Consider the following 24,341-nt stretch of genomic DNA (forward strand, 5'->3'; position numbering starts at 1 on the left):
CGTCAATCCTTCAGCACATAGAGGTGGAAGCCGCCATAGATGGAGGAGCGGTCTCGCGCGGTGAAGGCGAGCGATTCTTCCGCCCGGTAGTCCCAGCGCGCGAGGATCGCATCGTCCACGCGGCCCGGCAGCAGCGTCGGCTCGGCGGCGGTGCGGAAGATCACGCGGGCGCCCTTCCTCGCGGTGCGGGTGATCTGCGACCAGAGATCGTTCAGCTGTGCATCCGTCATCCAGTCCTGCGCATCGAGCAGCACATAACGGTCGAAGTTCGCCTCCGGCGCCTCGCGCAGATGGTCAGTATAGGAGGCGTTCAGCACCTCGACATTTCCGGCATGCGCCTGCAGCGCGGCGAAATTCTCGCGCTTGAGATATGGCGGCAGCGGACCCTTGCCGCCCGGTGCGTATTGGCGGGCGAAGGCCTGCCAGGCGAAGTAATTTTCCGAAAGCGGGAATGCGCAGGTAAGGCGCTCCAGCCGTTCGCGGAGAACCACGCGCATTTCGCGCCCGCCGGCCAGCGCCTCATATTGCGCCGGCGGAATGCCGAGGCCGTAAAGCGTCGAATGGCGCGTCGTCAGCCATTTGATCGTCTTGCGCTCGAAAAGCGGCGCAAGCTTCTGGTCAAAGAACCGGCGCTGACTGTCAAGAGTCGGTGCCTCCAGCAATTCGCGGAAAGACACGCCATAGAGACGCGCCGCGAGATGCGCCCAGCCGATGAAATAGCCGAGCAGTCCGTGGCGGTAGAAGCCGCGCGCGAAAAGCGAGATGCGGCGGCGGAGCCCCATCGGCCGCTTGTCCCAATAGGCGCGCGTCGTCTCGTCGAGCTTCGGGCGCAGGAAGCGTCGATAGTCGGCAAGGTTCTCGCGCGCATCGGCTTCGCCGAAGAAGCGGTAGAAGTGGTCATGCGAGGGAAGGCTTCGCGCGCCTTCCCGCTTCAGACGGACAAGCGCCACATGGGCCGGATTGAGGTCTATCGCGGTCACGCGCACAGGTGCTGCCGTGACATAGGAGAGCGCGTTGCAGCCACCCGACGCAATGGCGACGACCCGCGTATCGGGGTTCATGTCCGGCGACAGCGCCATCGCCTCGATGTCCACCTCCGGGTCTTCCCAGATTTGCGGATAGACGAGGCCGGTAAAGAGCCAGGTGAATAGCCGCTCGGTGAGCCCCGCGCGCGACACTGGCTTGTGGCGGTGAACTGCTTCACCGAGCCTTTTCTTCACATCGTGGCGGGCGGCGGGCCTGAGCGTTTCGGTCGTGGCTTCGGCATAACTGTCCGGCAAGGCAGAACTCCGCTCGATAAGGATCGCGGGCGGCATGGCCCGCTTCTCACCTGCTGCTACCTCAGTTCCATGACGGCTGTACGACGATTGCAGGGAACGCGGCTTCCGAATCGCGCGGGCCCGCGTATAGTTGGAAAAACGACGTCAAACTCCCAAGGAAGCACAGCCCCTTTCCCATCTTCGGGTGGCGAGCGGGGCGCCGGCATCATCGTGGCGCGGGACCGCCCCTCGCCGAATAGCGGATGTTCCCCCGTGGAATCGCGCAGGCCGCCAGTGGATCGACAAGTCCATGGACACCCGCTTTGGCGGCTGGTGCCGCTTGTCCAGAAGCACAAATGGCGTTTCTGGGGCGGCATGTCGCTCATCAATGCGGGACGCCTCCTCGAAGCCTTCATGCCGCTTTTCCTGAAACTCGGCATCGATCGAATCGCGGCGGGCGACATGCGGCTGGCAATGCCTGCGCTTGCGATTCTCGGGCTGATGGTACTGCGCTATGCCGCCTTCAATGCGGGGCGCCGCTTCGTGCGCGAGGTCGGCGTCGATGCCGCCTTCGAGCTTCGCCAACGGCTCTACTGGCACCTCGAACTGCAAGGCCCGGCATTCTTCTCGAAATTCACGACCGGCGACCTGATGGCGCGGGCGATCAACGACATCATGCTGATCCGCCAGCTTATCGGCATGGGCACCCGGCTTCTCTTCGTGCTGGGCTTTTCCGGGATCATCGCCTTCATCTTCATGTTCACCCAGTCGCCCATGCTGACGCTGCTGCTGGTCCCGGCGTTGCCCGTCTTTGCGGTCATCGGCTGGGTCATCGCCAAGCGCATCTTCGATCAGTCGACGCTGGTGCAGGAGGGCTTCTCCAATCTTTCCTCGCAGGTGCAGGAAAACCTGAACGGCATCCGCACCATCCAGACCCATGCGCAGGAAGACCGCGAGACGGCGCGCTTCGAACAGGCGTCCGACCGCTATGCCAAGGACTACTACCGGCTGATGTCGCTCAATTCGGGCCTTACCTCGGCCATGCTGGTCGCCACCGGCTTCACCACGCTGGTCGTGGTCGGCTATGGCGGCATGCAGGTGCTTGAAGGCTCGATGACGCTCGGCACCTTCACGGCCTTCCTCTTCTATCTCAGCATGATGCTCGCGCCGATCCGCGAAGGCGGCATTATGGTAACGCTGTTCCAGCGCGGCGGCTCGGCGGCGGCGCGAATCTACGAAATTCTCGATCACGAGCCGGAAATCCGCGACGCGCCGGACGCCGCCCCGCTCGATACGATCGGCGGCGCGCTCACCGTTCACCATCTCTCCTACACCCATCCCGCGCAGAAAGGCGAAGGCTGGCCGGCGCTCAAGGATGTGTCGCTGGAAATAAGGAAAGGCGAGATGATCGCCCTGCTAGGCCGTGTCGGCTCCGGCAAGTCGACCCTGCTCCGCCTCATCGTGCGTCTGCTTGATCCGCCGCCCGGCTCCATCTATCTCGACGGGCGCGACATCCGCATGCTGCCGGTGGCGCAGGTGCGCGGACAGATCGCAATGGTGCCGCAGGATCCGTTCCTCTTTGCGACCCATATCGCGCAGAATATTTCCTACGACAATCCCGACCGCGCGACCGATGAAGTCTGGCGCGCGGCGGAAAGCGCCGATCTCGAAACCACGATCCGCCGCCTGCCGGACCGGCTTGAAACGCTGGTGGGCGAGCGCGGCGTGACGCTCTCCGGCGGCCAGAAGCAGCGCGCCAGCCTGGCCCGCGGCCTTATCCGCGAGACGCCCGTGCTGCTGCTCGACGATTGCTTCTCCTCCGTGGACACGGAGACGGAAGAGTTCATCCTCTCTCGCCTGAAGGAGCTTCGCGGCGGCCGCACCACAATCATGGTGTCGCATCGCGTCTCGACAGCGCGCCATGCCGACCGGATCATCGTGCTGGACGAAGGCCGCATCGCCGAGACCGGTACGCACAAGGAGCTGATCGAGCGCGACGGACTATACGCCACGCTGGAACGCCAGCAAGGGCGTCGCAACGAATTGCAACAGGCGCTTGAGCAGGAAAGCGGGGGTGGCGCATGAGCGAGCCGACACCCGGAAAAAGAGGGAAGCGCGACTACGCCGTTTTCGATGCCGACATCGAAACGCGCGGCTTCGATTTCGGGCTGCTCGTCCGCCTGCTCGCATGGATGCGGCCCTACAGGCGGCAAGGCCTCATTGCGCTCGGTTTCGTTCTACTGGCGGCGAGCTTTGCCGTGCTTGCGCCGGTCGTCATCAGCCGCGTGGTGGTGGACGGCATCCTGCTGCCCGCCTCTGGCGAGGAGGCGCCCGATTTCGGCCAGAAGGCGCTCAACTACGCTCTCGCCACCTCACTCGAAATCCATCCGATTCTTTCGGCCTGCATGCTGTTCGCGCTCTGGACCGTGCTCTGGGCCATCTTCGGGCATGGGTTCCGCATCATGCTGGCGCGCACGGTGCTCAACGGCTTGCGCGACCTGCGCCGCGATCTTTTCGCGCATCTCGAGAAACTGCCGTCGAGCTTCTATGACCGGGTCGCCGTCGGCCGCGTGATGACGCGGCTTACCAACGACATCGAGACGCTGTTCGAATTGCTGGCGGGTTTCGGCGTTCTGCTCGGCGAATTCGTGCCCTTCTTCGTCGCCGTCACGGTCATGTTCGCGCTCAACCCGGCGCTGACGCTCGAACTCATGGTGCTGCTGCCGGTCGCAGCGCTGGCGACATGGGTATTTCGCATGGTCTCGCGACAGGTCTACCGCAATATCCGCTCCACCATGTCGCGGCTCAACGAGAACCTGCAGGAAAATCTTTCCGGTATCGAGGTGGTGCAGCTTTATGGCCGCGAGGAGATCAACTATCAGCGGTATACCGGCATCAACGAGGAAAACCGGGTCGAGGAAAACAAGGCCGTCCGCATCGAATCCTATTACGGCCCTGCAATGGACAGCATGGCCTTCCTCGCCCTTGCCGCCATCGTCTGGTTCGGCGGCCAGCATGTCTTCGAAGGCGCGGCAACGCTTGGCAGCGTGATCCTCTTTGCGCAATTCGCCGACATGATGTTCCGCCCCATCGTGGCAATGGGCGAACAATGGAACGTCGTCTTCCGCGCAATGGCGAGCTGCGAGCGCATATTCCAGGCGCTCGACTGGGACGAAAAACTCGAAATTCCTGCCGAGCCGAAGCCCCTGCCGAAGTCCGGCGCGGGCCATGTCGTCTTCAACCATCTCACCTTCGGCTATACACCGGAGACAGTGATCCTCAAGGATGTGAGCTTCGATATAAAGCCCGGAGAGAAGGTTGCGATCGTCGGCCCTACCGGCTCGGGCAAAACAAGCCTCATCCGCCTTCTCTGCCGCTTCTATGATGTGCCTCGCAATTCAATCCTGATCGACGGTGTGGACATCATGGATGTGGCGCCGTCCGAGATTCGCCAGCGCATCGGCGTGGTGCTGCAGGATTTCCACATATTTTCGGGCACGGTCTACGACAACATCATTCTCGGAAATCCGGCAATCTCGCGCGAGGCGGCGCGGGAAGCCGCCCGCCTCGTTCATGCCGATCCCTTCATTCGCATGCTGCCGCAGGGTTATGACACGGTGCTGACCGAGCGCGGACGCAATCTGAGCCACGGCCAGCGCCAGCTTCTCGCCTTTGCGCGTGTGCTGGCCATGAACCCTGATATTCTCATTCTCGACGAGGCAACGGCAAGCATCGACACGGAAACCGAACTCATCATTCAGGACGCCCTGGCGAAAGTGACGGCGGGCCGCACCTCGATCATCATTGCTCACCGGCTTCAGACGATCCGCGAGGCAAATCGCATCGTCGTGCTGTCCGGCGGCGAGGTGCGGGAAGTGGGCTCGCACATAGAACTCATCACAGCAGGCGGTCTCTACAAGACGCTCTATGAACTGCAGGTACAGGATACGGCGGCGCATTGATGCGCCGCCGCGGCTTCAGCACTTCTGGATGACGGTGGCGCTGTTGTTGTTTCCGGTCTGGTTGGTCGCGGCGTAGTGGTTGTTGCCCTGCTGGATGATGCGCGAGCGATTGTTGTCGCCGGATTGATTGGCGATCGCGGTGTTGTTCATACCGGCCTGAACAACGCTGGCGCTGTTTGCACCCCGCAGCAGGCCGCCGCCGAGCGCTGGATAGACGAAGCTTCCGACCGGGCAGCCGCTGCGCGATCCGCTGAACTTGACGCCAACCGGCTGCGGCGCCCGAGTCGTGCTCAGCACGGCAACCTTTTCGGCCTGCTTGGCCTGATAGTGCTGCACCGTGCCGACCTGTGCGGTCGTCACCTTGGTGCCGTGCCGGTTCTGCACGACGAGCGTATAGCTCCCGTCGCCCACCTGGTCGACGGTGGCGCTGCTGCCCGCCCATGAAGGCGCTGCGAGCACGAGGGAGAGCATCGTCGCGGCAATGGCTGCTATCGGCTTTTTCATCGTCCTTCTCCTGCGATGTCGGCGTTCTCAGGCGAACGCATTGGATGTCTTTTTATGCCGTTTCCATTGACCGCCCGCTGAAGCCGCCATTCATCATGCGTTCAGCTTCGCCTGATAATCGCGCGCGTGATTCATCTCTGTTCATACAGCGCCGGAATTTTTCAAAAAATTCTCTGGTGAACGAAAAATGAATACGCGCTTCAGGCTGCACTCAGGCACCCCCCGATAAAAAGGCATCGTCAACAGGACGCGCCATACCGGACGGTCCCAACCAGGAGATTGCACCATGAAGAAGTTCCTTATCGCCTCGAGCGCCATCGCAGCCCTGCTCGCCGCCGGTATCACCGGCGCCAATGCCGGCAACTCGGCTTCGGTCTATCAGAGCGGCAAGTTCAACACCGGCGTCTACACGCAGAACGGCTACAACAACAAGGGCGTGATCGACACGGCCGGCAACCGCAACAGCTCCAAGGCCGTGCAGCAGGGCCAGTGGAACTACCTCTATCAGCAGCAGATCGGCAACCGGAACTCGGCGCTGACCGACCAGTATGGCCGCAACAACTACGCGGTGACGGGTCAGGAAGGCCGCAATCACACGGCGACGACGATCCAGACCGGCCGCAACAACACGTCGGGCATCGCGCAGATCGGCTCCAACCACACGGCGACGACCGATCAGCTCGGCACGAACAACACCGCCGCGACCATTCAGGTCGGCAATGGCCAGAAGGCCAACACCGTCCAGACCGGCCACGGCAATACCTCGGTCGTCATCCAGGGCGGCTACTAACAGGTCATCGACGGGAGGCAGCATCCCGCTGCCTCCCGCGCCTCGAAACGGGAGCAGACCCATGAGCATGAAACTTACATCGCTGGTGTGCGTACCCCTTCTCTTCGGCTGCGCGGCAGCGATCGCTTCCCCGCCCCTGCCGGCGGCGCCTTACGAGGAATGTGAAATCCGGGCCTTCGACTTGCCGGGCGGCGTGCTGCGTCTCGAAAGCGTCGTCTATGGCGCACCGGGGGCTTATGGCAGCTATCAGGTGTCGATGGTGCGCTCCGGCCCCGGCGGCACATCGAATGTTTCGCAGGGCGGCGACTATGAAATCGGCCCGGACGGCGATGCCGTCGTCTCGGTCACGGAAGTGAACCGCGGTCCCCGCGACCGCTACAGCGCCGTCATGACGATCAACAGCGCCTCTGGCCCCTATCGTTGCGAATTCTGAACGCCGGAACCGACCGGCAAATCGAGCCGCCGCCGGACTTCGGGTTCGGCGGCGTTCGCTTGTCCGGCAGGTGTGATATCTGGCTGGGGCGGGAGGGTTCGAACCTCCGAATGGCGGAATCAAAATCCGCTGCCTTACCACTTGGCTACGCCCCAGCAGGCGCAATGGCCCTTTCGGCAGGGCTCGCGAAGCGGGGCGGAACATACCGGCATCGACCGGGGGGCGCAACCGGCGCTACCCTCACGGAAAGCCGCCCGAAAGGCCCGGAATCGTTCGGGATCGCGCTTGCGGGCTGTGGGTTTGGCGGCTATAACGCCGCCTTCGAACCGGCACGGAGTGTGGCGCAGTCTGGTAGCGCACCTCGTTCGGGACGAGGGGGTCGCAGGTTCGAATCCTGCCACTCCGACCAGGTTCGAAAACGGAAAAAGGCTCCCGGCGCTTCATGGCGCGGGAGCCTTCCTCTTTTCCGGCGCTTGGACATGCCCGGCCTCTTTTGGCTACGATCCCGCCAAAACCCGCAAAAGGCGGACCAGCCCCGTTACAAATGACCGAGGAAGCGTCATGGCTCCCATTCTCTACGACTTCGCCCTTGCGCCGAGCCCGCGCCGCGCGCGCATCCTGCTCGCGGAAAAGGGCATCGCGCATGAGACCGTGCAGATCGATCTGGCGCGCGGCGAGCAGCTGAGCGAGGCCTACCGTTCGATCAATCCCGCTTGTACCGTGCCGGCGCTGAAACTCGACAGCGGCACGATCCTCACCGAGAATATCGGCATCGCCGCCTGGGCGGATGCCGTGAAGCCGGAGCCTGCGCTTCTCGGTTCGACACCGGAAGAAAAAGGTCTCGTGCTGTCCTGGAACGCGCGCATCGAATTCGAGGGCTTCATGCCGATTGCAGAAATTCTGCGGAACACCTCGAAGGGCATGGCCGGGCGCGCGCTGCCGGGTCCGCTCGATTTCGAACAGATCCCCGCCCTTGCCGAGCGCGGCTCGGTCCGCCTCAAGCAATTCTTCGAGATGCTGAACGGGCGCCTCAAAGGCCGCGATTTCATCGCCATCGACCGTTTCTCGCTGGCCGACATCACGGCACTCGTCTGCATCGATTTTGCGAAATGGGTGAAGCATGAGCCGAAGCCCGAACATGCCGATCTGCTGCGCTGGCACTCCGCCATGTCGGCCCGGTCGAGCGCCAAAGCGTAAAACGGCGAATTTGACAGGGGCGTCATTGTTCCTATGATGCGCGCCACTCGATGGTTCCGGGCGTTGCCGCTAGGCCGCGTCAGGAGGCAAGAGGGAACAGGGTGAGGCGTCTGACGCCGATTCCCTGGCTGCCCCCGCAACTGTAAGCGGCGAGGCTCCGTTCCACATACGTCACTGGCTGCACAGGTCCCCCAAGGGCTGGCATCCCGGGAAGACGGAACGAAGCCGATGACCCGCAAGCCAGGAGACCTGCCACCGGGTACGTCATCTGCCGTGGCCGGGGTCTGCCAGGGGGACGGCCTGCCTCTGGGCTACGTGCGCCTCGGGCGATCCGTTTCCATGTCCGTTTCTCCCGCGTCCGGCGCCATGCGGCCGGGGTGGCCGCGCATGAGAGACAGGACCTGAATTTCAATGAACAGGACAGGCTGGGGCGCGATTGCGGCCCTTACATTGGCGGCATATGCCTCCGCACCCGCGCAGGCGGAAGAGACTGAAATCACAACACCGGAACTTCTGATTTCCGCAGGCGTCGAACCAATCCCGACCAAGGAAGCGGCGTCGAGCTACACGATCATCACAGCTAAGGAGATCGAGAAGTTCCAGTATCGCGACGTGACCGACGCGCTGCGCTCCGTGCCGGGCCTTCACATCGTGGAATCGGGCGCACGCGGCACGCTCACCTCCGTCTTCACGCGCGGCGCGAATTCAAACCAGACGCTGGTGACGGTGAACGGGCTTGCGGTGAACGATCCATCCTCGCCGGGCGGGGCGGCCAATCTCGCTAGCGTCCCACTCGACAATATCGATCGCATCGAGGTGGTGCGCGGGCCGCAATCTGCGCTTTACGGCAGCCAGGCTGTCGGCGGCGTCATCAACATCATCACGAAGCGCGGCGGCGGCGATCCGCGCTCCACGCTGCGCGTCGAAGGCGGCACGCTTGGCACGCTCAACACCTATGCGAGCACGGGCGGCAGCTTCGGCGATACCGATTATTTCCTGTCGCTTGGCCGCGAGGCGACGAATGGCAACGATATCACGCCGTCACGCCTTCATGGCGGCATGGGCGGTGAAAAGGACGGCAGCGAACTCGTTTCCGCATCCGGCAGCCTTGGAAAAAAGCTGAACGAAAATCTGGCCGCATCGTTCTTCGTTCAATACTCGAATTCGGAAACGGATACCGATGATAACGGTTCCACTGCCGCCTTCGTCGACACCTATCAGAACTACGACAGCATTTTCGAGATGAAGCGCCTTTTTGTCTCGGGCGACATTTCCGGCAGCTTCTACGGCAACAAGTGGCGGCCGAAGATTTCGCTCGGTTATACGCGGCAGGGAACGGATTCATCCGACTTCCCGGATGCGGGCGGCTCGGTCAATCTGATCATCACCGAGAATGTCGGCAAGACGCTGACGGCAAGTTTCGACAATGCGCTCGACATTCATCCGTCGCATCGCCTCACCTTCGGCGTGTCGCATATGATCGACAAATTCGAGTCGAACGGATTCCGCGATTTCAACGGTTTCATCATCACGCTCAATTCCGAGGCAGACACCAAAAACACCGCTGTCTATCTTGCCGATCACATGACGTTCGGCGAGCGCTTCTTCGCCACGGTAAGCACACGCTACGACGTTCCGGAGGATCACGATAACCGCTTCTCCTTTACGATCGCGCCGGGCTACTACCACCCGGAAACGGATACGCGCCTCACCGTTTCCTACGGCACAGGCTTCAAGGTTCCCTCGCTCTATCAGCGGTTCGGTTTCGATCCCAACAATTTCGGCAATTTCTATATCGGCAATCCGAACCTCCGGCCCGAGAAGAGCAAGGGCTGGGAAGCGGGCATCGAACAGGGCCTCTTCAGCGGAAAGGCGCTTGCCGGCGCCACATGGTTCGAGACGGAATTGAAAGACGCCGTTGCCATCGTATTCATCGGCTTCGACTCGACGGCGGTCAATATCGAGGAGTTCAAGGCGAAAGGTATCGAAGCCTTTGTCGAGATCAATCCCCTCGACCGGCTGACGGCGCGCATCGACTACACATGGACGATCGTGGATGCCGATGTCTTCACCAACACCATGACGCGACGCCCGCGGCACAAGATCGGCCTCACCACGAGCTACGAGCCGTGGGCTGGAACGGTCTTCTCTGCCAATGCGCAGTGGATCGACCCGTACCGTGACATCCCGCGCGACGGCTTCGGATTCTATATCTACCCCGCGCCCTATACGGTCGTGAACATCGCCGCGTCGCACAAGCTCAGCGACAGCGTCAAGCTCACGGCGGCGGTGAACAACATGCTCGACAAGCGGTATGAGCCGATCCACGGCTTCGAGGCGCCTGGCATCGAGGCGCTGGCGGGTGTGACCTTCTCCTTCTGAAAAGCAGTGCAAAAAAGAAAGGCGCGGGAGCAATCCCGCGCCTTTTCGTTTCTGCAGCCGATGCGACTACCGGCCGGTGAAATTCGCCGTCCGCTTTTCGACGAAATGGGCGACGCCTTCCTTGAAGTCTTCGCTCGCAAAGCTCTTCTGCATTTCACTGTCGCCGATGGCCAGCGCCTCGTCGAAACTCTGGAAGGCCGCCTTCCAGACCTGCGCCTTCATAACCGCCATGGAGCGCGGCGAGACGGTTTCGGCCAGCATCGACGCATAATCCATGACATTCGCCATGAAGTTTTCCTGCGGGAAGGTCTTGTTGACGAGGCCCATGCGCTCCGCCTCATCCGCCATCACCTTGCGCGCCGACATCAGGAGATCGAGCGCATGGGCGGGGCCGACCAGCTGCGGCAGCAGCCAGGAAATGCCATGTTCGGCAATGAGACCGCGGCTCGCAAAGGCGGTCGTGAACTTTGCCTCCGAGCCTGCGAAACGGATATCGGCATAAAGTGCGAAAACAAGGCCCAGGCCCGCCGCCGGACCGTTGATCGCGGCGATGATTGGTTTCTTCACCTGCATCAGATAGCCGAAGCGGCCGCCATAATGCGGGCTCACATCGGGGCCAAGGCCGCTTTGGAAATCGAACTTTTCCTCGCGCGCGGCGGCGGCCAACTCGCGGTCTTCCCATGTCTCAGGCTTGATCTGCTGCAGGAGCCCCATATCCGCCCCGGCGCAGAAGCCGCGCCCGGCCCCCGTCACCACGATCGCGCGTACCTTGTCGTCCGCGACGGCGGCAGCCATCGCCTTTTTGACGCTGCGCTCCATGGCCGCCGTCCAGGCATTGAGCTTGTCCGGCCGGTTCAGCGTCAGCACGGCCACCCGGCCCTTCACTTCGTACAGCAGGTCTTCATATCCGGCCATTTCATCCTCCCTTTTCAGGTTCCCTTTGGGGCCAGTATAGGCAGAAAGGGAAGACCTCTGCGACAAACTGCGCCTGGCCCGCTTCACATGGCAATGGCGCCCCGCCCCGTCCAGGCGTAGACTGCAAATCATGGGGACGATCTCGACATATGGCTTTGGGGCCCGGCAGCGCATCGGTGCGGCGCAGCTTCTTGCCTTTCTGGCGATCTTCCTTCACCTCGCCACGCCGCTTTCGGCGCAGCTTTCCTCCGCCGCCGCCGATGGCCTGTTCGAAACCGTCATCTGTTCGGGCGGCGAGTGGAAGACGGTCTATATCGATGCCGATGGCAAGCCGGTCGAACATGCACCGGCCAAGGCGGTCCATGACTGCACCTCCTGCATCCATCATTGCGGCGGTGCCATTCTGTCGGCGCTTGCTGCGCTGCCCGTCCTGCATTGGACATTGCCGCTGCCTGTTGTTGCCGGTCAGACGGCACTCATCGAAGCCCATACGGGCAGCACGCATCCCCGCGGCCCGCCAGCCTGATCCAGCAGACCTGACTTTCGTCGATCGATAACGATGCCCGCCGCGCGCGCCGCGAGTGGGTACATCCCTGTCTGGAGCAGCAATATGAGTTTCCGTGCATCCCTGATGCGCAGCGCGGCCGCGTTGTGCTTCGTCCTTCCCTTGTCCTTCATGGCCCATGCGGCGGAGAACGAGACCGAAGGCAATATGCTTGAAATCGACATCTACCCGAAGAAATTCGAGCGCGAGACGAACCCGCTTTCGGGCCTTCCCGCCCTGCCCGAACGGCCGGGCACGCTCACCGTGCCGAGCGTCGTTCAGACGCAGCGCGAGATGGCCCGCACACCCGGCGCCGTCAGCGTCGTTCCGGCCGCGAAGTACCAGGACACATACGCCCACAACATCGAAGATGTGATGGATTTCACGCCGGGCGTATTCGCGCGCAAGCGGTATGGCGCGGAGGTTCGTCTCTCGGTGCGCGGCTCGGGGCTTTCACGCGGCTTCCATATGCGCGGCCTCGAACTGATGCAGGACGGCGTTCCCTTCAATCTCGCCGACGGCTCTGCCGATTTTCAGGAAGTCGATCCGCTGATCGCCCAGCACATCGAGGTTTACAAGGGCGGCAATGGCCTGCGCTTTGGTTCGTCCTCGCTTGGCGGCGCGATCAACTTCGTCATGCCGACAGCCTATTCGGCGGATGCGCCCAATCTTGTCCGGCTCGAAGGCGGCAGCTTCGATACCTACCGCGTCCACATGCAGGCGGCGCGCATCTACGACAAGACCGATGCCTTCGCTGCGCTGAGCGCCAATCAGGTGGACGGGTTCCGCGACCATGAGAAGGAGGAGAGCATCCGCTTTTCCGGCAATATCGGCCACCGCTTCAACGAGCGGGCGGAAACGCGCTTCTATGTCCTGTCCAATATCGTCGATCAGGAATTGCCGGGCACGCTCACGCTGCAACAGGCGCTCGATACGCCGGAGATGGCGGCGCCCATCAATGTCATCCAGCATCAGCAGCGCAATGTCCGCTCGATCCGCTTTGCCAACAGAACGGCAGTCAAGCTCGACAATGGCGGGCTTGTCGAATTTGGCGGCTATGCGGGCTACAAGCGGCTCTATCATCCGATCTTTCAGGTAATCGACCAGCGCGGCCCTCTCGCCGGCCTTTTCACGCGCTACCGGGACGAGAGCACGATTGCCGGGCACCGCAATATTCTGACGGTGGGCGGCGATCTCTCCTGGGGCGAGGTCGATGCAAAGCGTTTCGTGAACATTGCAGGCTCGCGCGGCGCGCTCACGGCGAGCAGCGTGCAAAGCTCCACCAATGCCCGCCTCTATGCAGAAAATCAGTTCTATGCGCTTGACGATGTGGCGCTGGTTGGCGGTCTGCAAGCGATCCATTCCTATCGCAAGTTCACGAACGATCTCGTGCCGGCGCAGAGCGACGCGACGGACTACTCCTCCATGAGCCCCAAGGCCGGCATATTGTGGGACGTGACGGACAATGCGCAGCTCTATGCGAATGTCACCCGCAGCTATGAGCCGCCGACCTTCTCCGAGCTTGTGCAGGCCACCGTTTTCCAGTTCGTGCCGCTCGATCCGCAGCGCGCCGTCACCTATGAAGTTGGCACGCGCGGCGCAACGGACAGGCTCGCCTGGGATGTCGCGCTCTATCATGCGCGGGTGAAAGGCGAGCTGGTGAACTTCACCGTCGGCGGCGGCATCCCCGCTTCCACCTTCAATGCGGACAGGACCGTCCATCAGGGCATCGAGGCATCGCTGACGCTCGATCTCGGCGCCGTCGGTCTCTCGGCCGCCTTGCCTGAAGGGAGCCGCCTGCTGCTCGAGCAGGCCTATACCTACAGCGATTTCCATTTCGAGGGCGATGCGGTCTATGGCGGCAACAAGCTCGCCGGTATGCCGCCCCATGTCTATGTCGCGGCGATCCGCTACAGATCGCCCGCGCCGAACGGTCTTGGCTGGGACATCGCGCCGAAAATCGAATGGGTGAAGGATGGCGGCTATGCCGACTATGCGAACAGGCTCAAGGTGCCGGGCTACACGATCATCGGCATCGACGGCGGCGTCGATCTGACGAAGGGCGTGCGTCTCTTCGTCGATGCGCGCAACCTGACGGACAGGAACTACATCTCCACCTACACCGCGATCACCGATGCCACGGCGGTCGCCACCAACATCTTCTATCCGGGCGAGGGCCGCAGCGTCTTTGCCGGGGTGCGAATTTCATTCTGAGGACATGAAACGATGAAACATCTTCTTGCCGTCATCGGCGCTGCCGCGATTTTCGCGGCGGCCGCCCTCCCCGCCTCCGCCCATGTCGTGCTCGATCAGGAGCAGGCCCCGGCGGGCAGCTATTTCAAGGCGACTTTCCGCGTGCCGCATGGCTGCGACGGGTCGCCCACCACGTCCATCTCGATCGCCATTCCCGAAGGCGTGATCGCCGTGAAGCCGCAGCCCAAGCATGGCTGGACGGTGAAGACCGAGAAAGCGGCCTACAAGAAGAGCTACATGCTCCACGGCAAGACCGTGACGGAGGGCGTCGTCCGCGTCACATGGGAAGGCGGCCCGCTCGCCGACGACATGTTCGACGAATTTGCCTTCATGACGAAGCTGCCGGACGACCCGGAGATCATGATGATCTTCTTCCCCGTGGTGCAGAGCTGCGAAGAGGGTTCCATCGCCTGGGACCAGCTTCCCGTTCCCGGCTCCGGCGAGCGCCTGCCCCGCCCCGCACCCATGCTGCATCTCACGCATGGCGGCGAGGATGGCGGGCATCATCACCATTGATGCGCCGCGCCGCCCTGCTAGTCTCTCCTGAACGAATGACAGGAGGGACGGCATGGGCACGACGCTGCCGAAAAAAGGCACCGAATGGGGCAAGCTGAAAGGCGAGATGGAGGCGCGCGGCGCCCTTGACGTCAAATGGCGCGAAGGCAAGACCGCCGTCTATGTCTTCAATGCCGGGCCAGATGTCGCAGAGGTCCAGAAAGAGGCCTACACGATGTTCATGTCGGAAAATGGCCTTGGACCGATGGCCTTTCCGAGCCTGAAGCAGATGGAGGACGAGGTCGTGTCGATGGGCCTCGGCCTGCTTCACGGACCCGAAGGCTCGGTGGGTAACATCACTTCCGGCGGCACCGACTCCATCACCATGGCCGTCAAGACGGCGCGCGATTATGCGCGCAAGGTGAAGGGCGTGACCGGGACCTGCAACATCGTCGCGCCCTGGTCGGCGCACCCCGCTTTCGACAAGGCGGCGAAGGTCATGGAAGTCGAGATGCGCCGCGTCGCCTGCGCCGATCTCCTTGCCGATGTGGCTGCGATGGAAAAGGCGGCGGACGCCAACACCATCATGATCGTGGGCTCCGCACCCTGCTTTCCCTATGGCCTCATCGATCCGATCGGGGCGCTCGGCGAGATGGCTGCGAAGCGCGGGCTCTGGCTCCATGTCGATGCCTGTGTCGGCGGCTATATCGCACCCTTCGTGCGGATGAATGGCGGCGACGTGCCGCCTTTCGATTTCGAGGTGCCGGGCGTCATGTCGATGTCGGCGGACCTCCACAAATACGGCTATTGCGCCAAGGGCGCCTCAACCGTTCTCTTCCGCTCGGAGGAACTGCGCGCCCACATGATCTTCGACTGCGCGGACTGGCCGGGGGGGCGCATGGTCACGCCGACACTTGCCGGCACGCGGCCGGGCGGCGCCATCGCCGCAGCCTGGGCGGTGATGAATTTTCTTGGCGAGGAAGGCTACCGCGCGAAGCACCGCCAAGTGACCGATGCCCGCGAGACGATCGAGGCGGGCGTGGCGAAGCTCGGCTTCCGCGTCCTCGGGCGTCCTCAGCTCGGCATCGTCTCCTTCACCCATGACGAGGTGGACCCCTTCGCCATCTGGGGCAAGCTTTTCGAGCGCGGCTGGTTCACAAGTCTCACCACCGAGCCCAAGGGCCTCCACCTCATGCTCTCGCCCTTCCACAATTCCGTCACCGGCACCTATCTCGCCGATCTCGAATGGGCGCTAGGCGAAGTGAAGGCCGGAAACGAAGGCAAGAAGCGCGAGGCGCGGTATAGCTGATCCGGATGAATGAAACGCCTGCCCCTTCTCGAGGCAGGCGTTTCATTTACCAGCGCGAGACGCTGTCAGTTGCCGAACGCGTCGTCGATTTCGCGGCCCGCTTCTTCCGCCGGGCCCGGCTCGTCGAAGGCATCCCGGATCGACTCCGCCGCATCGTCGATTGCCTCGCCCGCCTGTTCGGCAGGGCCGGGCTCGTCGCAGGCGGCAAGGCCGCCCGCCAGCGGCAGAATGAGAGCGATACCGAAGAGTGTCTTGCGCAACATCAGCTGTCTCCGTCTGTGGTGACTGAATGCCGGGTTTATTGCCGCCCGGCCGGTTGCCATGTTGAACGCGCGGCTCCGGGCCCGGTTCCATACGCAGGTGCAGCCATGCCGCAGCGGAAAGCATCGAATACGGAGCGCCCCTCCGTGAATCCGGTTTGCGGTTGCCCGGCGCCTGCTACACTCGCCCGCAAAACAACTGTCACCTGGGGAGGAGACGATGTCTGGAGCGATGATCAGGTCCGGCGCGCGCGCCGAGGAAATCACGGCAATCGGTTTGCGGGCGGCGCGGGCGGCGAGCGGTTTCAAGTCGCTCGGCATCGGCGCGGGCGATGTCGTCGCCGTCTATCTCAGGAACGACTTTCCATTCTTCGAAGCGTCCGTCGCCGCCGGTCTCGTCGGTGCCTATTCGACGCCCGTCAACTGGCACAATTCGCCGGATGAAGCGCGCTACATCTTCGAGAATTCCGGTGCCAAGGCCATCGTCATCCATGCCGATCTCCTGCGCGGCATCGAACAGGCGATCCCGAAGGATGTACCGGTCTTCATGGTGCCGACGCCGCCGGAAATCATGTCTGCCTACGGAATATCTGCGGAAGCGGCCAGGGCGCCCGCGGGCACGGTGGACTGGAGCGAATGGATCTCGAAGTTCCAGCCCATCAAGGCAGGCCCCGCCGAGCCCCCCGGCTCGATGATCTATACGTCGGGCACGACCGGCCATCCGAAGGGCGTTCGCCGCGCCGCGCCGACGGCGGAGCAGGCAGTTGCCTGGGCAAGCATCATCGGCAAGGTAATGGGCTTCAATGCCGAGCATGGCGAACCGCATGAAATGGTCACTGTCGTCACCGGGCCGATGTATCACTCCGCACCCAATGCCTATGGCCTGTTCGGCTTCCGCGTCGGCGCCAATGTGATCCTGCAGCCGCGTTTCGATCCGGAAGAACTTCTGCAGATGATCGAGAAGCACAAGGTCACGCATCTTCACATGGTGCCGACCATGTTCGTGCGGCTTTTGAAGCTGCCGGAGGAGGTGAAGAAGAAATACGATCTCTCCTCGCTCCGCTTCGTCGTTCACGCGGCGGCACCCTGCCCGGTTCACGTCAAGCAGGCAATGATCGAGTGGTGGGGGCCCGTCATCAACGAATATTACGGCGGGACGGAAACCGGCGCCGTCGTCTTCTGCAACTCGCAGGAATATCTCGCCCATCCCGGCACCGTCGGCAAGGCAGTCGACGGCGCGAAGGTCATGGTGATCGACGGGAACGGCAAGGAGCTCTCGCGCGGCGCGACGGGCGAAGTCGTCTGCCGCACCTCGACCATTCCCGACTTCACCTATCATGGCGACGACGAAAAACGCCGCCGCGCCGAAAAGGCGGGCCTGATCTCGCTCGGCGATATCGGCTATCTCGACGAGGACGGCTTTCTCTATCTCTGCGACCGCGCCAAGGACATGGTGATCTCTGGCGGCGTGAACATCTATCCGGCCGAGATCGAGGCCGAGCTTCACAAGATGCCGGGCGTCGGCGACTGCGCTGTGTTCGGCATCCCGGATGAGGAATTCGGCGAATCCCTCTGCGCCATCGTTCAGCCGCAACCGGGGGCGAGCCTGTCGGAGACAGACGTCAAAGCCTTCCTGCGGGGCAAGGTGGCCGGCTACAAGGTGCCGAAAAAGGTGGAGTTCAAGACCGATCTGCCGCGAGAGGATTCCGGCAAGATCTTCAAGCGGAAGCTCCGCGAGCCCTATTGGGAGGCGGCCGGGCGGCAAATCTGAGGCCTTCCCATCCCAAATTTATGCTGCGTCGCAAAATATTTTTAAACTGACATCTTGTCAGTTTGTGCAACGCAGCATACTCTATTCTCACCAGATGCAAGAACCGCCTTCAGGCGGCATCCCCGAAAGGGGTGGAAACGGACGGGCCGGGCTCTCAGTCACTCGTAGTATTTGAGGTAGCCCCATGACTTCCGCTCAGCATCTCGCCTCCCATGTCGCGGCGCATACGAGGTCTCTTGGCGCCGATATCCCCGCACTCCTCCGCCGGGTTCCGGCCGCTTTCCGCGCGCTGATTGCGCGTGGCGCCGCCACTTTCCACGCCGACGATGCCTTCGCCGCGGCTAGCTATACGGTCATCTCGCTTTATGCGGCGGGCCTCGTCGTCCATATCGCGACCAGCTACTGAACGGCCAATTTCCCGGCTTTTCGAGGCGCAGCGGCCCGGCCGCCGCGCCTCTTTTTGCACTCAGCCTCTGCTTGCGCTGCGTAAAGGCGATTCCATATAATGAGTAACCCTTATTAAGTGTGTGACACTTCAGTTTTGAAACGGTTTCAAATGTCCACCAATCAGAACCCTGAACGCAGCACGGGATTCCTGCTGCGCGACAATTCCCGCTTCATGAAAGCCGCCTTCAACGAACGCGTCAGCGGTCTCACCCAGGCGCAATGGGGCGCGCTCGCCCACCTGTCCCGCCATCAAGGGCTCAATCAGGTCGGCCTTGCCGATCTTCTCGAAGTGCAGCCGATCACCGTTGCCCGCCTCATCGACAAGCTGGTGGCACTTGGCGTAGTGGAGCGCCGGCCGGACCCGAATGACCGCCGCGCCCAGCAGCTCTTCCTCACCGGCAAGGCCCAGCCCCTGCTCGATCAGATGTGGGAAGCGGGCGACGAAATCCTCGATCACGCCTATGCCGGCTTCACCGAGGAAGAGCGCATGCAGTGCGTCGAAATGCTGGTGCGGATGCGCAACAATCTCGCGCGCCTGGCGCAAGGCGGCACCCGCAGCCGTCTCGCACAGCTGCAAAAGGCAAGCTGACCCGCCGCCTGTTGCAGCGGCCGCCCGAAGGGTCCAATCTGCGCCCAAACGGGAGGCCCCCATGGCAGTTCAGATTCCTTATGTGCGTGAGATCGAGTTCGAATATGGCGATTGCGACGAAGTCTCGCCGCTGATCCGGCGCGTCGTCGCGAAAAACCCTTCGGCCTTCACCTACAAGGGCACCGGCACCTATATCATCGGCCATGGCGACGTGGCGGTGATCGATCCGGGCCCGCTCCTCAACGGGCATGTCGAGGCGCTGCTGCGCGCGCTCGAGGGCGAAACCGTCAGCCATATCCTCATTACGCATACGCATAGCGATCACTCGCCGGCCGCAAAGCCGCTCAAGGCGCTCACCGGCGCCGAGACCTACGGCTTCGGGCCGCATGGTTCCGGCCAGCAGGGAAGCGACGATGTGCAGGTCGAGGAAGACGGCGACATGGATTTCGTGCCCGACGTGGAAGTCGGGCACGGCGACATCATCGAGGGCGATGGCTGGACGATCGAATGCGTCTACACGCCCGGCCACACTTCGAACCATATGTGCTTCGCGCTACAGGAAGAGAAGGCGCTCTTCACCGGCGATCACGTCATGGGCTGGTCGACAAGCATCGTCAGCCCGCCCGACGGCAATATGGAGCAGTACATGGCCTCGCTCCATCTGCTGCTGACACGCGACGATGAAATCTACTGGCCGACGCATGGCCCCGCGATCACCGACCCGAAGCCCTTCGTGCGCTCCTTCATCGCGCACCGCGAAGACCGCGAGCGCCAGATCATGGAGCAGCTTGCCACCGGCCGCACGCGCATCGAGGAGATGGTGCCCCTCATGTATGCGGCGGTGGACAAGAAGCTCTATCCGGCGGCGGCGCGCTCGGTACTCGCCCATATGGAGCATCTGGTCGCCCGCGGCGTGGTGCGCACGGATGGGCGCCCCACGCTTTCGAGCGATTACAGGCTGGCATAGACGAAAAAGAAATTGTCATTGCCGGGCTTGACCCGGCAATCCAGCAGGTGCGGAACGCGCCGTCTCTCTTCGCATGAATCTTCTGTTCGCGTGCATCGCGCATGTAACTCTGGACCTCCGGGTCAAGCCGGGGGTGACAGTAAAGAACGATGGATGAGATAGCCCCCTACCCCGCTTCCCCGAGCTTCACTTTCAGCGCATGGAGATAGGTGCGGATGCGGTTGGCATTGGCGCCGAGGTCACTTTCGCCGACACGCGAGACGGAGCGCACATCGACAGCCGCGCCTTCCGCCGTTTCGGTTATGCGGATTGCCACGTCGTCCCTGAAGTTCATCACGCGCGTCACTGCCACGGCCTCGATCGTGCCGCGCGCCGGATCGGCCGCAAGTATCTCCCAGCCCTGCGCCTTTGCCGTTTCGAGCGCCGTCTCGAAGATCTTGCCCGGATGTCCGCTCACATTGAGTGTGGCGAGATCGGGATAGGCCTGCCGCTGCAACTCGGCGAGATCGGGCGATGTACGGTCGAGCGGGTTCGAGCTTTCACCGCGCGCCGCAACCGCCGCCTCGAAGGCTGGAGGACTGTCGAGATCGGTCGTGATGTCGTGGATGCGCGGCACCTTTGCGCCCACCATGATCGCCTGTACCACGGGCGCTGCAACGAGTACGCCGAGCACAAGACCGGCAATCGCCGTCCTGAGGCCGGTGCGGCTGGTCACGAAAGTCAGGATCACACCCGCCGCCGACACGACGACGGCAATGATGCCGATCAGCGCCGCCAGCGCCATACCACGCACGGCAATGCCGAAATGCACAAGCTCCAGCCGGTTGCCGAGAATGGAAAGCACCAGCACCGCCAGCGCAACGACACCCAGCCACAATCCGGCGCTCGCGAAGCGCGATTTGCCATCACTCATCGAAATCGTCCCCCTGTTGGTCTCTGCCGCCGCAATGGCGGCGGAGCCTCGCACTCATGCGATTATTCGGCGGCGTTTGCCGTCGGCAGCTTGTAGTCCTTGAACTGCTCGCGCAGTGCGAGCTTCTGGATCTTGCCCGTCGCCGTGTGCGGAATTTCCTTCACGAAGACCACATCGTCCGGCATCCACCACTTGGCGATCTTGCCTTCCATGTAACGGAGGATTTCGTCCTTGGTCGGCTCCTCGCCTTCCTTCGCGATGACGATGAGCAGCGGGCGCTCGTCCCATTTGGGGTGCACCACGCCGATAACGGCGGCTTCAGCAACCTTCGGATGGCCGACTGCGAGGTTCTCGATCTCGATCGAGGAAATCCACTCGCCGCCGGACTTGATGACGTCCTTGGCGCGGTCCGTGATCTGCATGTAGCCCTGCGGGTCGATGGTTGCGACGTCGCCCGTGTCGAACCAGCCGTCCTTGTCGAGGATGTTGCCGCCCTCGCCCTTGAGGTAAGCGCCGGCAATCGCGGGCCCGCGCACCATCAGGTGGCCAAAGGCCTTGCCGTCCGATGGCAGCTCGTTGCCGTCATCGTCGGTGATCTTCATTTCGACGGTATAGATGGCGCGGCCCTGCTTCACCTTCACGTCGATCTGCTTTTCGAGCGGCAGTTCGTCCATGCCGGCCTTCAAGGCGCCGAGCGTGCCCATGGGCGACATTTCCGTCATGCCCCAGGCGTGGAACACCTTCACATCGTATTTCTCTTCGAAGATCTCGATCATGGAGCGCGGCGCGGCCGAGCCGCCGATCACCACGCGGTTGAGCGCAGGCAGTTCCGCATTGGTCTTTTCGAGATGCTGCAGCAGCATCAGCCAGACGGTCGGCACGGCCGCCGTCACCGAAACCTTTTCCTTGTCGAGAAGCTCGAAGATGCTCTGCCCGTCCATGTTCGCGCCGGGCATGACGATCTTCGCGCCGACGGCGGGCGCAGCGAAGGCGATGCCCCAGGCATTGGCATGGAACATCGGCACCACGGGAAGGATCGCGTCGGACGATTTCATGCCGAGCGCATCGCCCATATTGGCGGCCATGGAATGGATCACGTTGGAGCGGTGCGAATAGAGCACGCCCTTCGGGTTGCCCGTCGTGCCGGAGGTGTAGCAGAGGCCGCAGGCGGCGTTCTCGTCCACTTCCGCCCATTTGAAGTTGCCGTCTTCGGCTTCCACGATCTCCTCGAAGCAGAGCGCGTTCGGGAGTTTCGTCTGCGGCATATGGGCCTTGTCCGTCATGATGACATAGGCCTTCACCTTGGGCAGCTTGTCGGCAATGCCTTCGAGGATCGGCACGAAGGTGAGGTCGAGGAAGATGATCTTGTCTTCCGCGTGATTGACGATGTAGACGAGCTGTTCGGCAAAGAGGCGCGGGTTCAGCGTGTGGCAGACAGCGCCCATCCCCATGATGCCGTACCAGGCTTCGAGATGGCGGGCCGTGTTCCAGGCCATGGTGGCGACGATGTCGCCTTCCTTCACGCCGAGCTTCGTCAGCGCCTGGGCGACCTTCCGAGAGCGCAAATGCACCTCTTTATAGGTCGTCCGTGCAATCGGCCCTTCGACCGTCCGCGTCACGATTTCGCGGTCGCCATGGAAGCGCGCGGCGTGGTCGATGATCGTCGTCACGCGCAGCGGCCAGTCCTGCATCAATCCCTTCATGGGCATCCTTCCCCTTGTGTCTGACGCCGGGGTTTCCCGGCTTTTTCCCGTTTTGCGGGCAGTCTAGCGGCGAAGCCGGGGGCGGACAACGCTCGCTTCTGGGCCGCAGTCGGAATCCTTGCCTCGGGCAGCGGCACCCCCTCTAATGGGGGCAAAGAACAGCAAAAAGGCAGGGGGCCACCCATGAAAGAGCTTCATTTCCGCTCCGCATCCGAGCTTGGCCGCATGATGCGCCGGGGCGAGATTTCGAGTCTCGAACTCACCGATCACTTTATTGCGAGGATCGAGGCGCTGGACGGCAAGACCAATGCCGTGGTGGCGCGGGATTTCGGGCGCGCCCGGCAGCTTGCCCGCGAGGCCGATGCGGCGCTCGCCAGGGGCCAGGGCCTCGGCGCGCTGCACGGGCTCCCCATGACCATCAAGGATGCCTATGAGGTGGAGGGCATCGTCTCCACCGGCGGCGCGCCCGTCTGGAAGGATCATGTGCCTGCGAAGAGCGCGACCGCCGTCGAGCGGCTGCAGCGCGCCGGTGCCATCGTCATGGGCAAGACAAACGTGCCCTATCTTTCCGGCGACCTGCAGAGCTTCAACGATATTTACGGCACGACCAACAACCCTTACGCCCTCGATTGCGGGCCCGGCGGCTCGTCGGGCGGTTCGGCGGCCTCGCTCGCGGCGGGCTTCACCGCGGCCGAATTCGGCTCCGATATCGGCGGCTCGATCCGCACGCCCGCTCATCTCTGCGGCGTCTTCGGCCACAAGCCCACCTATGGCATCGTGCCGAAGCGCGGCCATCTGGGCCCTGCCCCCGGCTCGCTCCATGAAAGCGACCTTTCGGTCGCCGGTCCGCTTGCCCGCAGCGCCGAAGACCTCGCGCTGTTGCTCTCGCTCACGGCCGGGCCCGACTGGAAAGATGCCGCGGGCTGGAAGCTCGATCTGCCGGCGCCCCGCGCGAAACATCCGCGCGAGCTTCGCGCCGCCGTCTGGATCGACGATGAGTTCTGCGACATCGACCGCGAAAGCGCCGAGCTTCTTACCAATGCCGCGAAGGCACTTCAGGATGCGGGCGCGAATGTCGACTGGAACGCGCGGCCAGATTTCACGCTGGCCGAGATCACCGAGACCTATCTCGTGATGCTGCATTCGCAGACCGGCGCCGGCATGCCGGACAGCGTGCGGGCGCGCTGGGCGGAGATCCGCAAGAACGCCGCGCCCGGCGACAAGAGCCATCAGGTGCTGCAGGCCATCGGCGGTACGATGAATATTGCCGAGCAATTCATCTGGAAGGAGCGTCAGGCGCAGTTGCGCTGGAAGTGGCAGGACTTCTTCAAGTCATACGACGTGGTGCTCGCCCCGGTGCTGATGCGCACCGCCTTCAAGCATGACCACCAGTCGAACTGGCACAAGCGCGTGCTCGATGTGAACGGCATCACGCGCCCTTACATGGACGTGCTGATCTGGGCGGGCCCCGCCGTCGTCTCCTACCTCCCCGCCTCCGTCGCGCCGGTCGGCATCACCAGCGAAGGCAAGCCCGTCGGCATCCAGATCATCGGTCCGCATCTCGAGGACATGACGACGATTGCGGTGGCCGGGATGCTCGAGGAAATCCTCGGCGGGTTCACACCGCCGAAGGGGTGGTGAGGAGGTA

21 protein-coding genes, 2 tRNA genes and 1 riboswitch are annotated in these 24,341 nt (G+C 62.9%); of the genes, 16 read left to right on the top strand and 7 right to left on the bottom strand.

Going from position 1 to position 24,341, the window contains the following annotated elements:
* Window positions 1-2: 2 nt before the first annotated feature.
* The gene (locus tag ACK4FH_RS00600) at window positions 3-1,316 is read right to left on the bottom strand and encodes a DUF3419 family protein (RefSeq protein WP_409810134.1); all 1,314 of its coding nucleotides are present in this window, start codon (window positions 1,314-1,316) and stop codon (window positions 3-5) included.
* Between the two features lie 237 nt (window positions 1,317-1,553).
* Between ACK4FH_RS00600 and ACK4FH_RS00605 the strand changes: the two genes are divergently transcribed.
* On the top strand, window positions 1,554-3,344 hold the full coding sequence (locus ACK4FH_RS00605; RefSeq protein WP_409810137.1) for an ABC transporter ATP-binding protein: 1,791 nt from the start codon (window positions 1,554-1,556) through the stop codon (window positions 3,342-3,344).
* Complete coding sequence (locus tag ACK4FH_RS00610; RefSeq protein WP_409810140.1) at window positions 3,341-5,221, top strand: ABC transporter ATP-binding protein; 1,881 nt, start codon at window positions 3,341-3,343, stop codon at window positions 5,219-5,221. Before ACK4FH_RS00605 ends, ACK4FH_RS00610 begins: the two co-directional genes overlap by 4 nt.
* Before the next feature lie 15 nt (window positions 5,222-5,236).
* Here the strand turns inward: ACK4FH_RS00610 and ACK4FH_RS00615 are convergent, their stop codons facing one another.
* Entirely contained in the window at window positions 5,237-5,725 is a 489-nt protein-coding gene (locus ACK4FH_RS00615) for a hypothetical protein (protein ID WP_409810143.1), read from the bottom strand.
* A gap of 286 nt (window positions 5,726-6,011) precedes the next feature.
* Between ACK4FH_RS00615 and ACK4FH_RS00620 the strand changes: the two genes are divergently transcribed.
* Both ACK4FH_RS00620 and csgH read left to right on the top strand, forming a co-directional pair.
* The gene (locus ACK4FH_RS00620; protein ID WP_409810146.1) at window positions 6,012-6,515 is read left to right on the top strand and encodes a hypothetical protein; all 504 of its coding nucleotides are present in this window, start codon (window positions 6,012-6,014) and stop codon (window positions 6,513-6,515) included.
* A 61-nt stretch (window positions 6,516-6,576) separates the two neighbouring features.
* Window positions 6,577-6,948 carry a curli-like amyloid fiber formation chaperone CsgH gene (gene csgH / locus ACK4FH_RS00625; protein ID WP_409810149.1) on the top strand — a complete coding sequence of 124 codons (372 nt, stop codon included), beginning with the start codon at window positions 6,577-6,579 and terminating at the stop codon, window positions 6,946-6,948.
* Window positions 6,949-7,028: 80 nt separating this feature from the next.
* On the opposite strand, the gene ACK4FH_RS00630 is transcribed toward csgH, so the two are convergent.
* Window positions 7,029-7,103, bottom strand: a tRNA-Gln gene (locus ACK4FH_RS00630).
* A 177-nt stretch (window positions 7,104-7,280) separates the two neighbouring features.
* On the opposite strand from ACK4FH_RS00630, the gene ACK4FH_RS00635 reads away from it, so the two are divergent.
* The 3 genes from ACK4FH_RS00635 to ACK4FH_RS00645 all read left to right on the top strand — a co-directional run bounded on the left by ACK4FH_RS00635 (window position 7,281) and on the right by ACK4FH_RS00645 (window position 10,527).
* Window positions 7,281-7,357: transfer RNA gene (locus ACK4FH_RS00635), tRNA-Pro, on the top strand.
* A gap of 152 nt (window positions 7,358-7,509) precedes the next feature.
* Window positions 7,510-8,145, top strand: a complete 636-nt coding sequence (locus ACK4FH_RS00640; RefSeq protein ID WP_409810152.1) for a glutathione S-transferase family protein — start codon at window positions 7,510-7,512, stop codon at window positions 8,143-8,145.
* A 34-nt stretch (window positions 8,146-8,179) separates the two neighbouring features.
* Window positions 8,180-8,417: riboswitch (cobalamin riboswitch) on the top strand.
* Between the two features lie 139 nt (window positions 8,418-8,556).
* Window positions 8,557-10,527, top strand: a complete 1,971-nt coding sequence (locus ACK4FH_RS00645) for a TonB-dependent receptor plug domain-containing protein (protein WP_409810155.1) — start codon at window positions 8,557-8,559, stop codon at window positions 10,525-10,527.
* A gap of 66 nt (window positions 10,528-10,593) precedes the next feature.
* Here ACK4FH_RS00645 and ACK4FH_RS00650 read toward each other — a convergent pair whose 3' ends face one another.
* A complete protein-coding gene (locus ACK4FH_RS00650; protein ID WP_409810158.1) occupies window positions 10,594-11,442 on the bottom strand; it encodes an enoyl-CoA hydratase in 849 nt (282 codons plus the stop codon).
* Window positions 11,443-11,572: 130 nt separating this feature from the next.
* Between ACK4FH_RS00650 and ACK4FH_RS00655 the strand changes: the two genes are divergently transcribed.
* The 4 genes from ACK4FH_RS00655 to ACK4FH_RS00670 all read left to right on the top strand — a co-directional run bounded on the left by ACK4FH_RS00655 (window position 11,573) and on the right by ACK4FH_RS00670 (window position 16,043).
* The gene (locus tag ACK4FH_RS00655) at window positions 11,573-11,968 is read left to right on the top strand and encodes a DUF2946 family protein (RefSeq protein ID WP_409810160.1); all 396 of its coding nucleotides are present in this window, start codon (window positions 11,573-11,575) and stop codon (window positions 11,966-11,968) included.
* 84 nt (window positions 11,969-12,052) lie between these two features.
* The gene (locus ACK4FH_RS00660) at window positions 12,053-14,200 is read left to right on the top strand and encodes a TonB-dependent receptor family protein (RefSeq protein WP_409810163.1); all 2,148 of its coding nucleotides are present in this window, start codon (window positions 12,053-12,055) and stop codon (window positions 14,198-14,200) included.
* 12 nt (window positions 14,201-14,212) lie between these two features.
* Window positions 14,213-14,755 (top strand): YcnI family protein, encoded by a 543-nt coding sequence (locus tag ACK4FH_RS00665; protein WP_409810166.1) that lies wholly within the window; start codon window positions 14,213-14,215, stop codon window positions 14,753-14,755.
* Between the two features lie 52 nt (window positions 14,756-14,807).
* Window positions 14,808-16,043 carry a pyridoxal phosphate-dependent decarboxylase family protein gene (locus ACK4FH_RS00670; RefSeq protein ID WP_409810169.1) on the top strand — a complete coding sequence of 412 codons (1,236 nt, stop codon included), beginning with the start codon at window positions 14,808-14,810 and terminating at the stop codon, window positions 16,041-16,043.
* 65 nt (window positions 16,044-16,108) lie between these two features.
* Here the strand turns inward: ACK4FH_RS00670 and ACK4FH_RS00675 are convergent, their stop codons facing one another.
* Window positions 16,109-16,306, bottom strand: coding sequence for a hypothetical protein (locus ACK4FH_RS00675; RefSeq protein WP_409810172.1), 198 nt, complete (start codon window positions 16,304-16,306; stop codon window positions 16,109-16,111).
* 217 nt (window positions 16,307-16,523) lie between these two features.
* Between ACK4FH_RS00675 and ACK4FH_RS00680 the strand changes: the two genes are divergently transcribed.
* The 4 genes from ACK4FH_RS00680 to ACK4FH_RS00695 all read left to right on the top strand — a co-directional run bounded on the left by ACK4FH_RS00680 (window position 16,524) and on the right by ACK4FH_RS00695 (window position 20,077).
* Complete coding sequence (locus ACK4FH_RS00680) at window positions 16,524-18,074, top strand: acyl-CoA synthetase (protein ID WP_409810175.1); 1,551 nt, start codon at window positions 16,524-16,526, stop codon at window positions 18,072-18,074.
* A gap of 184 nt (window positions 18,075-18,258) precedes the next feature.
* Entirely contained in the window at window positions 18,259-18,480 is a 222-nt protein-coding gene (locus ACK4FH_RS00685; RefSeq protein ID WP_409810178.1) for a hypothetical protein, read from the top strand.
* 150 nt (window positions 18,481-18,630) lie between these two features.
* The gene (locus ACK4FH_RS00690) at window positions 18,631-19,110 is read left to right on the top strand and encodes a MarR family winged helix-turn-helix transcriptional regulator (RefSeq protein WP_409810181.1); all 480 of its coding nucleotides are present in this window, start codon (window positions 18,631-18,633) and stop codon (window positions 19,108-19,110) included.
* A gap of 61 nt (window positions 19,111-19,171) precedes the next feature.
* Window positions 19,172-20,077: an MBL fold metallo-hydrolase gene (locus tag ACK4FH_RS00695; RefSeq protein ID WP_409810184.1), complete on the top strand. Its 906-nt coding sequence runs from the start codon at window positions 19,172-19,174 to the stop codon at window positions 20,075-20,077.
* Between the two features lie 166 nt (window positions 20,078-20,243).
* Here ACK4FH_RS00695 and ACK4FH_RS00700 read toward each other — a convergent pair whose 3' ends face one another.
* Window positions 20,244-20,990, bottom strand: a complete 747-nt coding sequence (locus tag ACK4FH_RS00700) for a DUF1499 domain-containing protein (RefSeq protein WP_409810187.1) — start codon at window positions 20,988-20,990, stop codon at window positions 20,244-20,246.
* 62 nt (window positions 20,991-21,052) lie between these two features.
* Entirely contained in the window at window positions 21,053-22,693 is a 1,641-nt protein-coding gene (locus tag ACK4FH_RS00705) for a 3-(methylthio)propionyl-CoA ligase (RefSeq protein ID WP_409810190.1), read from the bottom strand.
* 183 nt (window positions 22,694-22,876) lie between these two features.
* On the opposite strand from ACK4FH_RS00705, the gene ACK4FH_RS00710 reads away from it, so the two are divergent.
* Window positions 22,877-24,334 (top strand): amidase, encoded by a 1,458-nt coding sequence (locus ACK4FH_RS00710; RefSeq protein ID WP_409810193.1) that lies wholly within the window; start codon window positions 22,877-22,879, stop codon window positions 24,332-24,334.
* The last annotated feature ends 7 nt before the right edge of the window (window positions 24,335-24,341 follow it).

The organism is Parvibaculum sp. (genome assembly GCF_046297875.1).
Classification (GTDB): domain Bacteria; phylum Pseudomonadota; class Alphaproteobacteria; order Parvibaculales; family Parvibaculaceae; genus Parvibaculum.

Excerpts from the sequence above, each read along its gene's own strand:
- ACK4FH_RS00600 (WP_409810134.1), bottom strand. The coding sequence starts at position 1,316 with ATGCCGCCCGCGATCCTTATCGAGCGGAGTTCTGCCTTGCCGGACAGT.
- ACK4FH_RS00610 (WP_409810140.1), top strand. The coding sequence starts at position 3,341 with ATGAGCGAGCCGACACCCGGAAAAAGAGGGAAGCGCGACTACGCCGTT.
- ACK4FH_RS00615 (WP_409810143.1), bottom strand. The coding sequence starts at position 5,725 with ATGAAAAAGCCGATAGCAGCCATTGCCGCGACGATGCTCTCCCTCGTG.
- ACK4FH_RS00620 (WP_409810146.1), top strand. The coding sequence starts at position 6,012 with ATGAAGAAGTTCCTTATCGCCTCGAGCGCCATCGCAGCCCTGCTCGCC.
- csgH (WP_409810149.1), top strand. The coding sequence starts at position 6,577 with ATGAGCATGAAACTTACATCGCTGGTGTGCGTACCCCTTCTCTTCGGC.
- ACK4FH_RS00640 (WP_409810152.1), top strand. The coding sequence starts at position 7,510 with ATGGCTCCCATTCTCTACGACTTCGCCCTTGCGCCGAGCCCGCGCCGC.
- ACK4FH_RS00645 (WP_409810155.1), top strand. The coding sequence starts at position 8,557 with ATGAACAGGACAGGCTGGGGCGCGATTGCGGCCCTTACATTGGCGGCA.
- ACK4FH_RS00650 (WP_409810158.1), bottom strand. The coding sequence starts at position 11,442 with ATGGCCGGATATGAAGACCTGCTGTACGAAGTGAAGGGCCGGGTGGCC.
- ACK4FH_RS00655 (WP_409810160.1), top strand. The coding sequence starts at position 11,573 with ATGGGGACGATCTCGACATATGGCTTTGGGGCCCGGCAGCGCATCGGT.
- ACK4FH_RS00660 (WP_409810163.1), top strand. The coding sequence starts at position 12,053 with ATGAGTTTCCGTGCATCCCTGATGCGCAGCGCGGCCGCGTTGTGCTTC.
- ACK4FH_RS00665 (WP_409810166.1), top strand. The coding sequence starts at position 14,213 with ATGAAACATCTTCTTGCCGTCATCGGCGCTGCCGCGATTTTCGCGGCG.
- ACK4FH_RS00670 (WP_409810169.1), top strand. The coding sequence starts at position 14,808 with ATGGGCACGACGCTGCCGAAAAAAGGCACCGAATGGGGCAAGCTGAAA.
- ACK4FH_RS00675 (WP_409810172.1), bottom strand. The coding sequence starts at position 16,306 with ATGTTGCGCAAGACACTCTTCGGTATCGCTCTCATTCTGCCGCTGGCG.
- ACK4FH_RS00680 (WP_409810175.1), top strand. The coding sequence starts at position 16,524 with ATGTCTGGAGCGATGATCAGGTCCGGCGCGCGCGCCGAGGAAATCACG.
- ACK4FH_RS00685 (WP_409810178.1), top strand. The coding sequence starts at position 18,259 with ATGACTTCCGCTCAGCATCTCGCCTCCCATGTCGCGGCGCATACGAGG.
- ACK4FH_RS00690 (WP_409810181.1), top strand. The coding sequence starts at position 18,631 with ATGTCCACCAATCAGAACCCTGAACGCAGCACGGGATTCCTGCTGCGC.
- ACK4FH_RS00695 (WP_409810184.1), top strand. The coding sequence starts at position 19,172 with ATGGCAGTTCAGATTCCTTATGTGCGTGAGATCGAGTTCGAATATGGC.
- ACK4FH_RS00700 (WP_409810187.1), bottom strand. The coding sequence starts at position 20,990 with ATGAGTGATGGCAAATCGCGCTTCGCGAGCGCCGGATTGTGGCTGGGT.
- ACK4FH_RS00705 (WP_409810190.1), bottom strand. The coding sequence starts at position 22,693 with ATGAAGGGATTGATGCAGGACTGGCCGCTGCGCGTGACGACGATCATC.
- ACK4FH_RS00710 (WP_409810193.1), top strand. The coding sequence starts at position 22,877 with ATGAAAGAGCTTCATTTCCGCTCCGCATCCGAGCTTGGCCGCATGATG.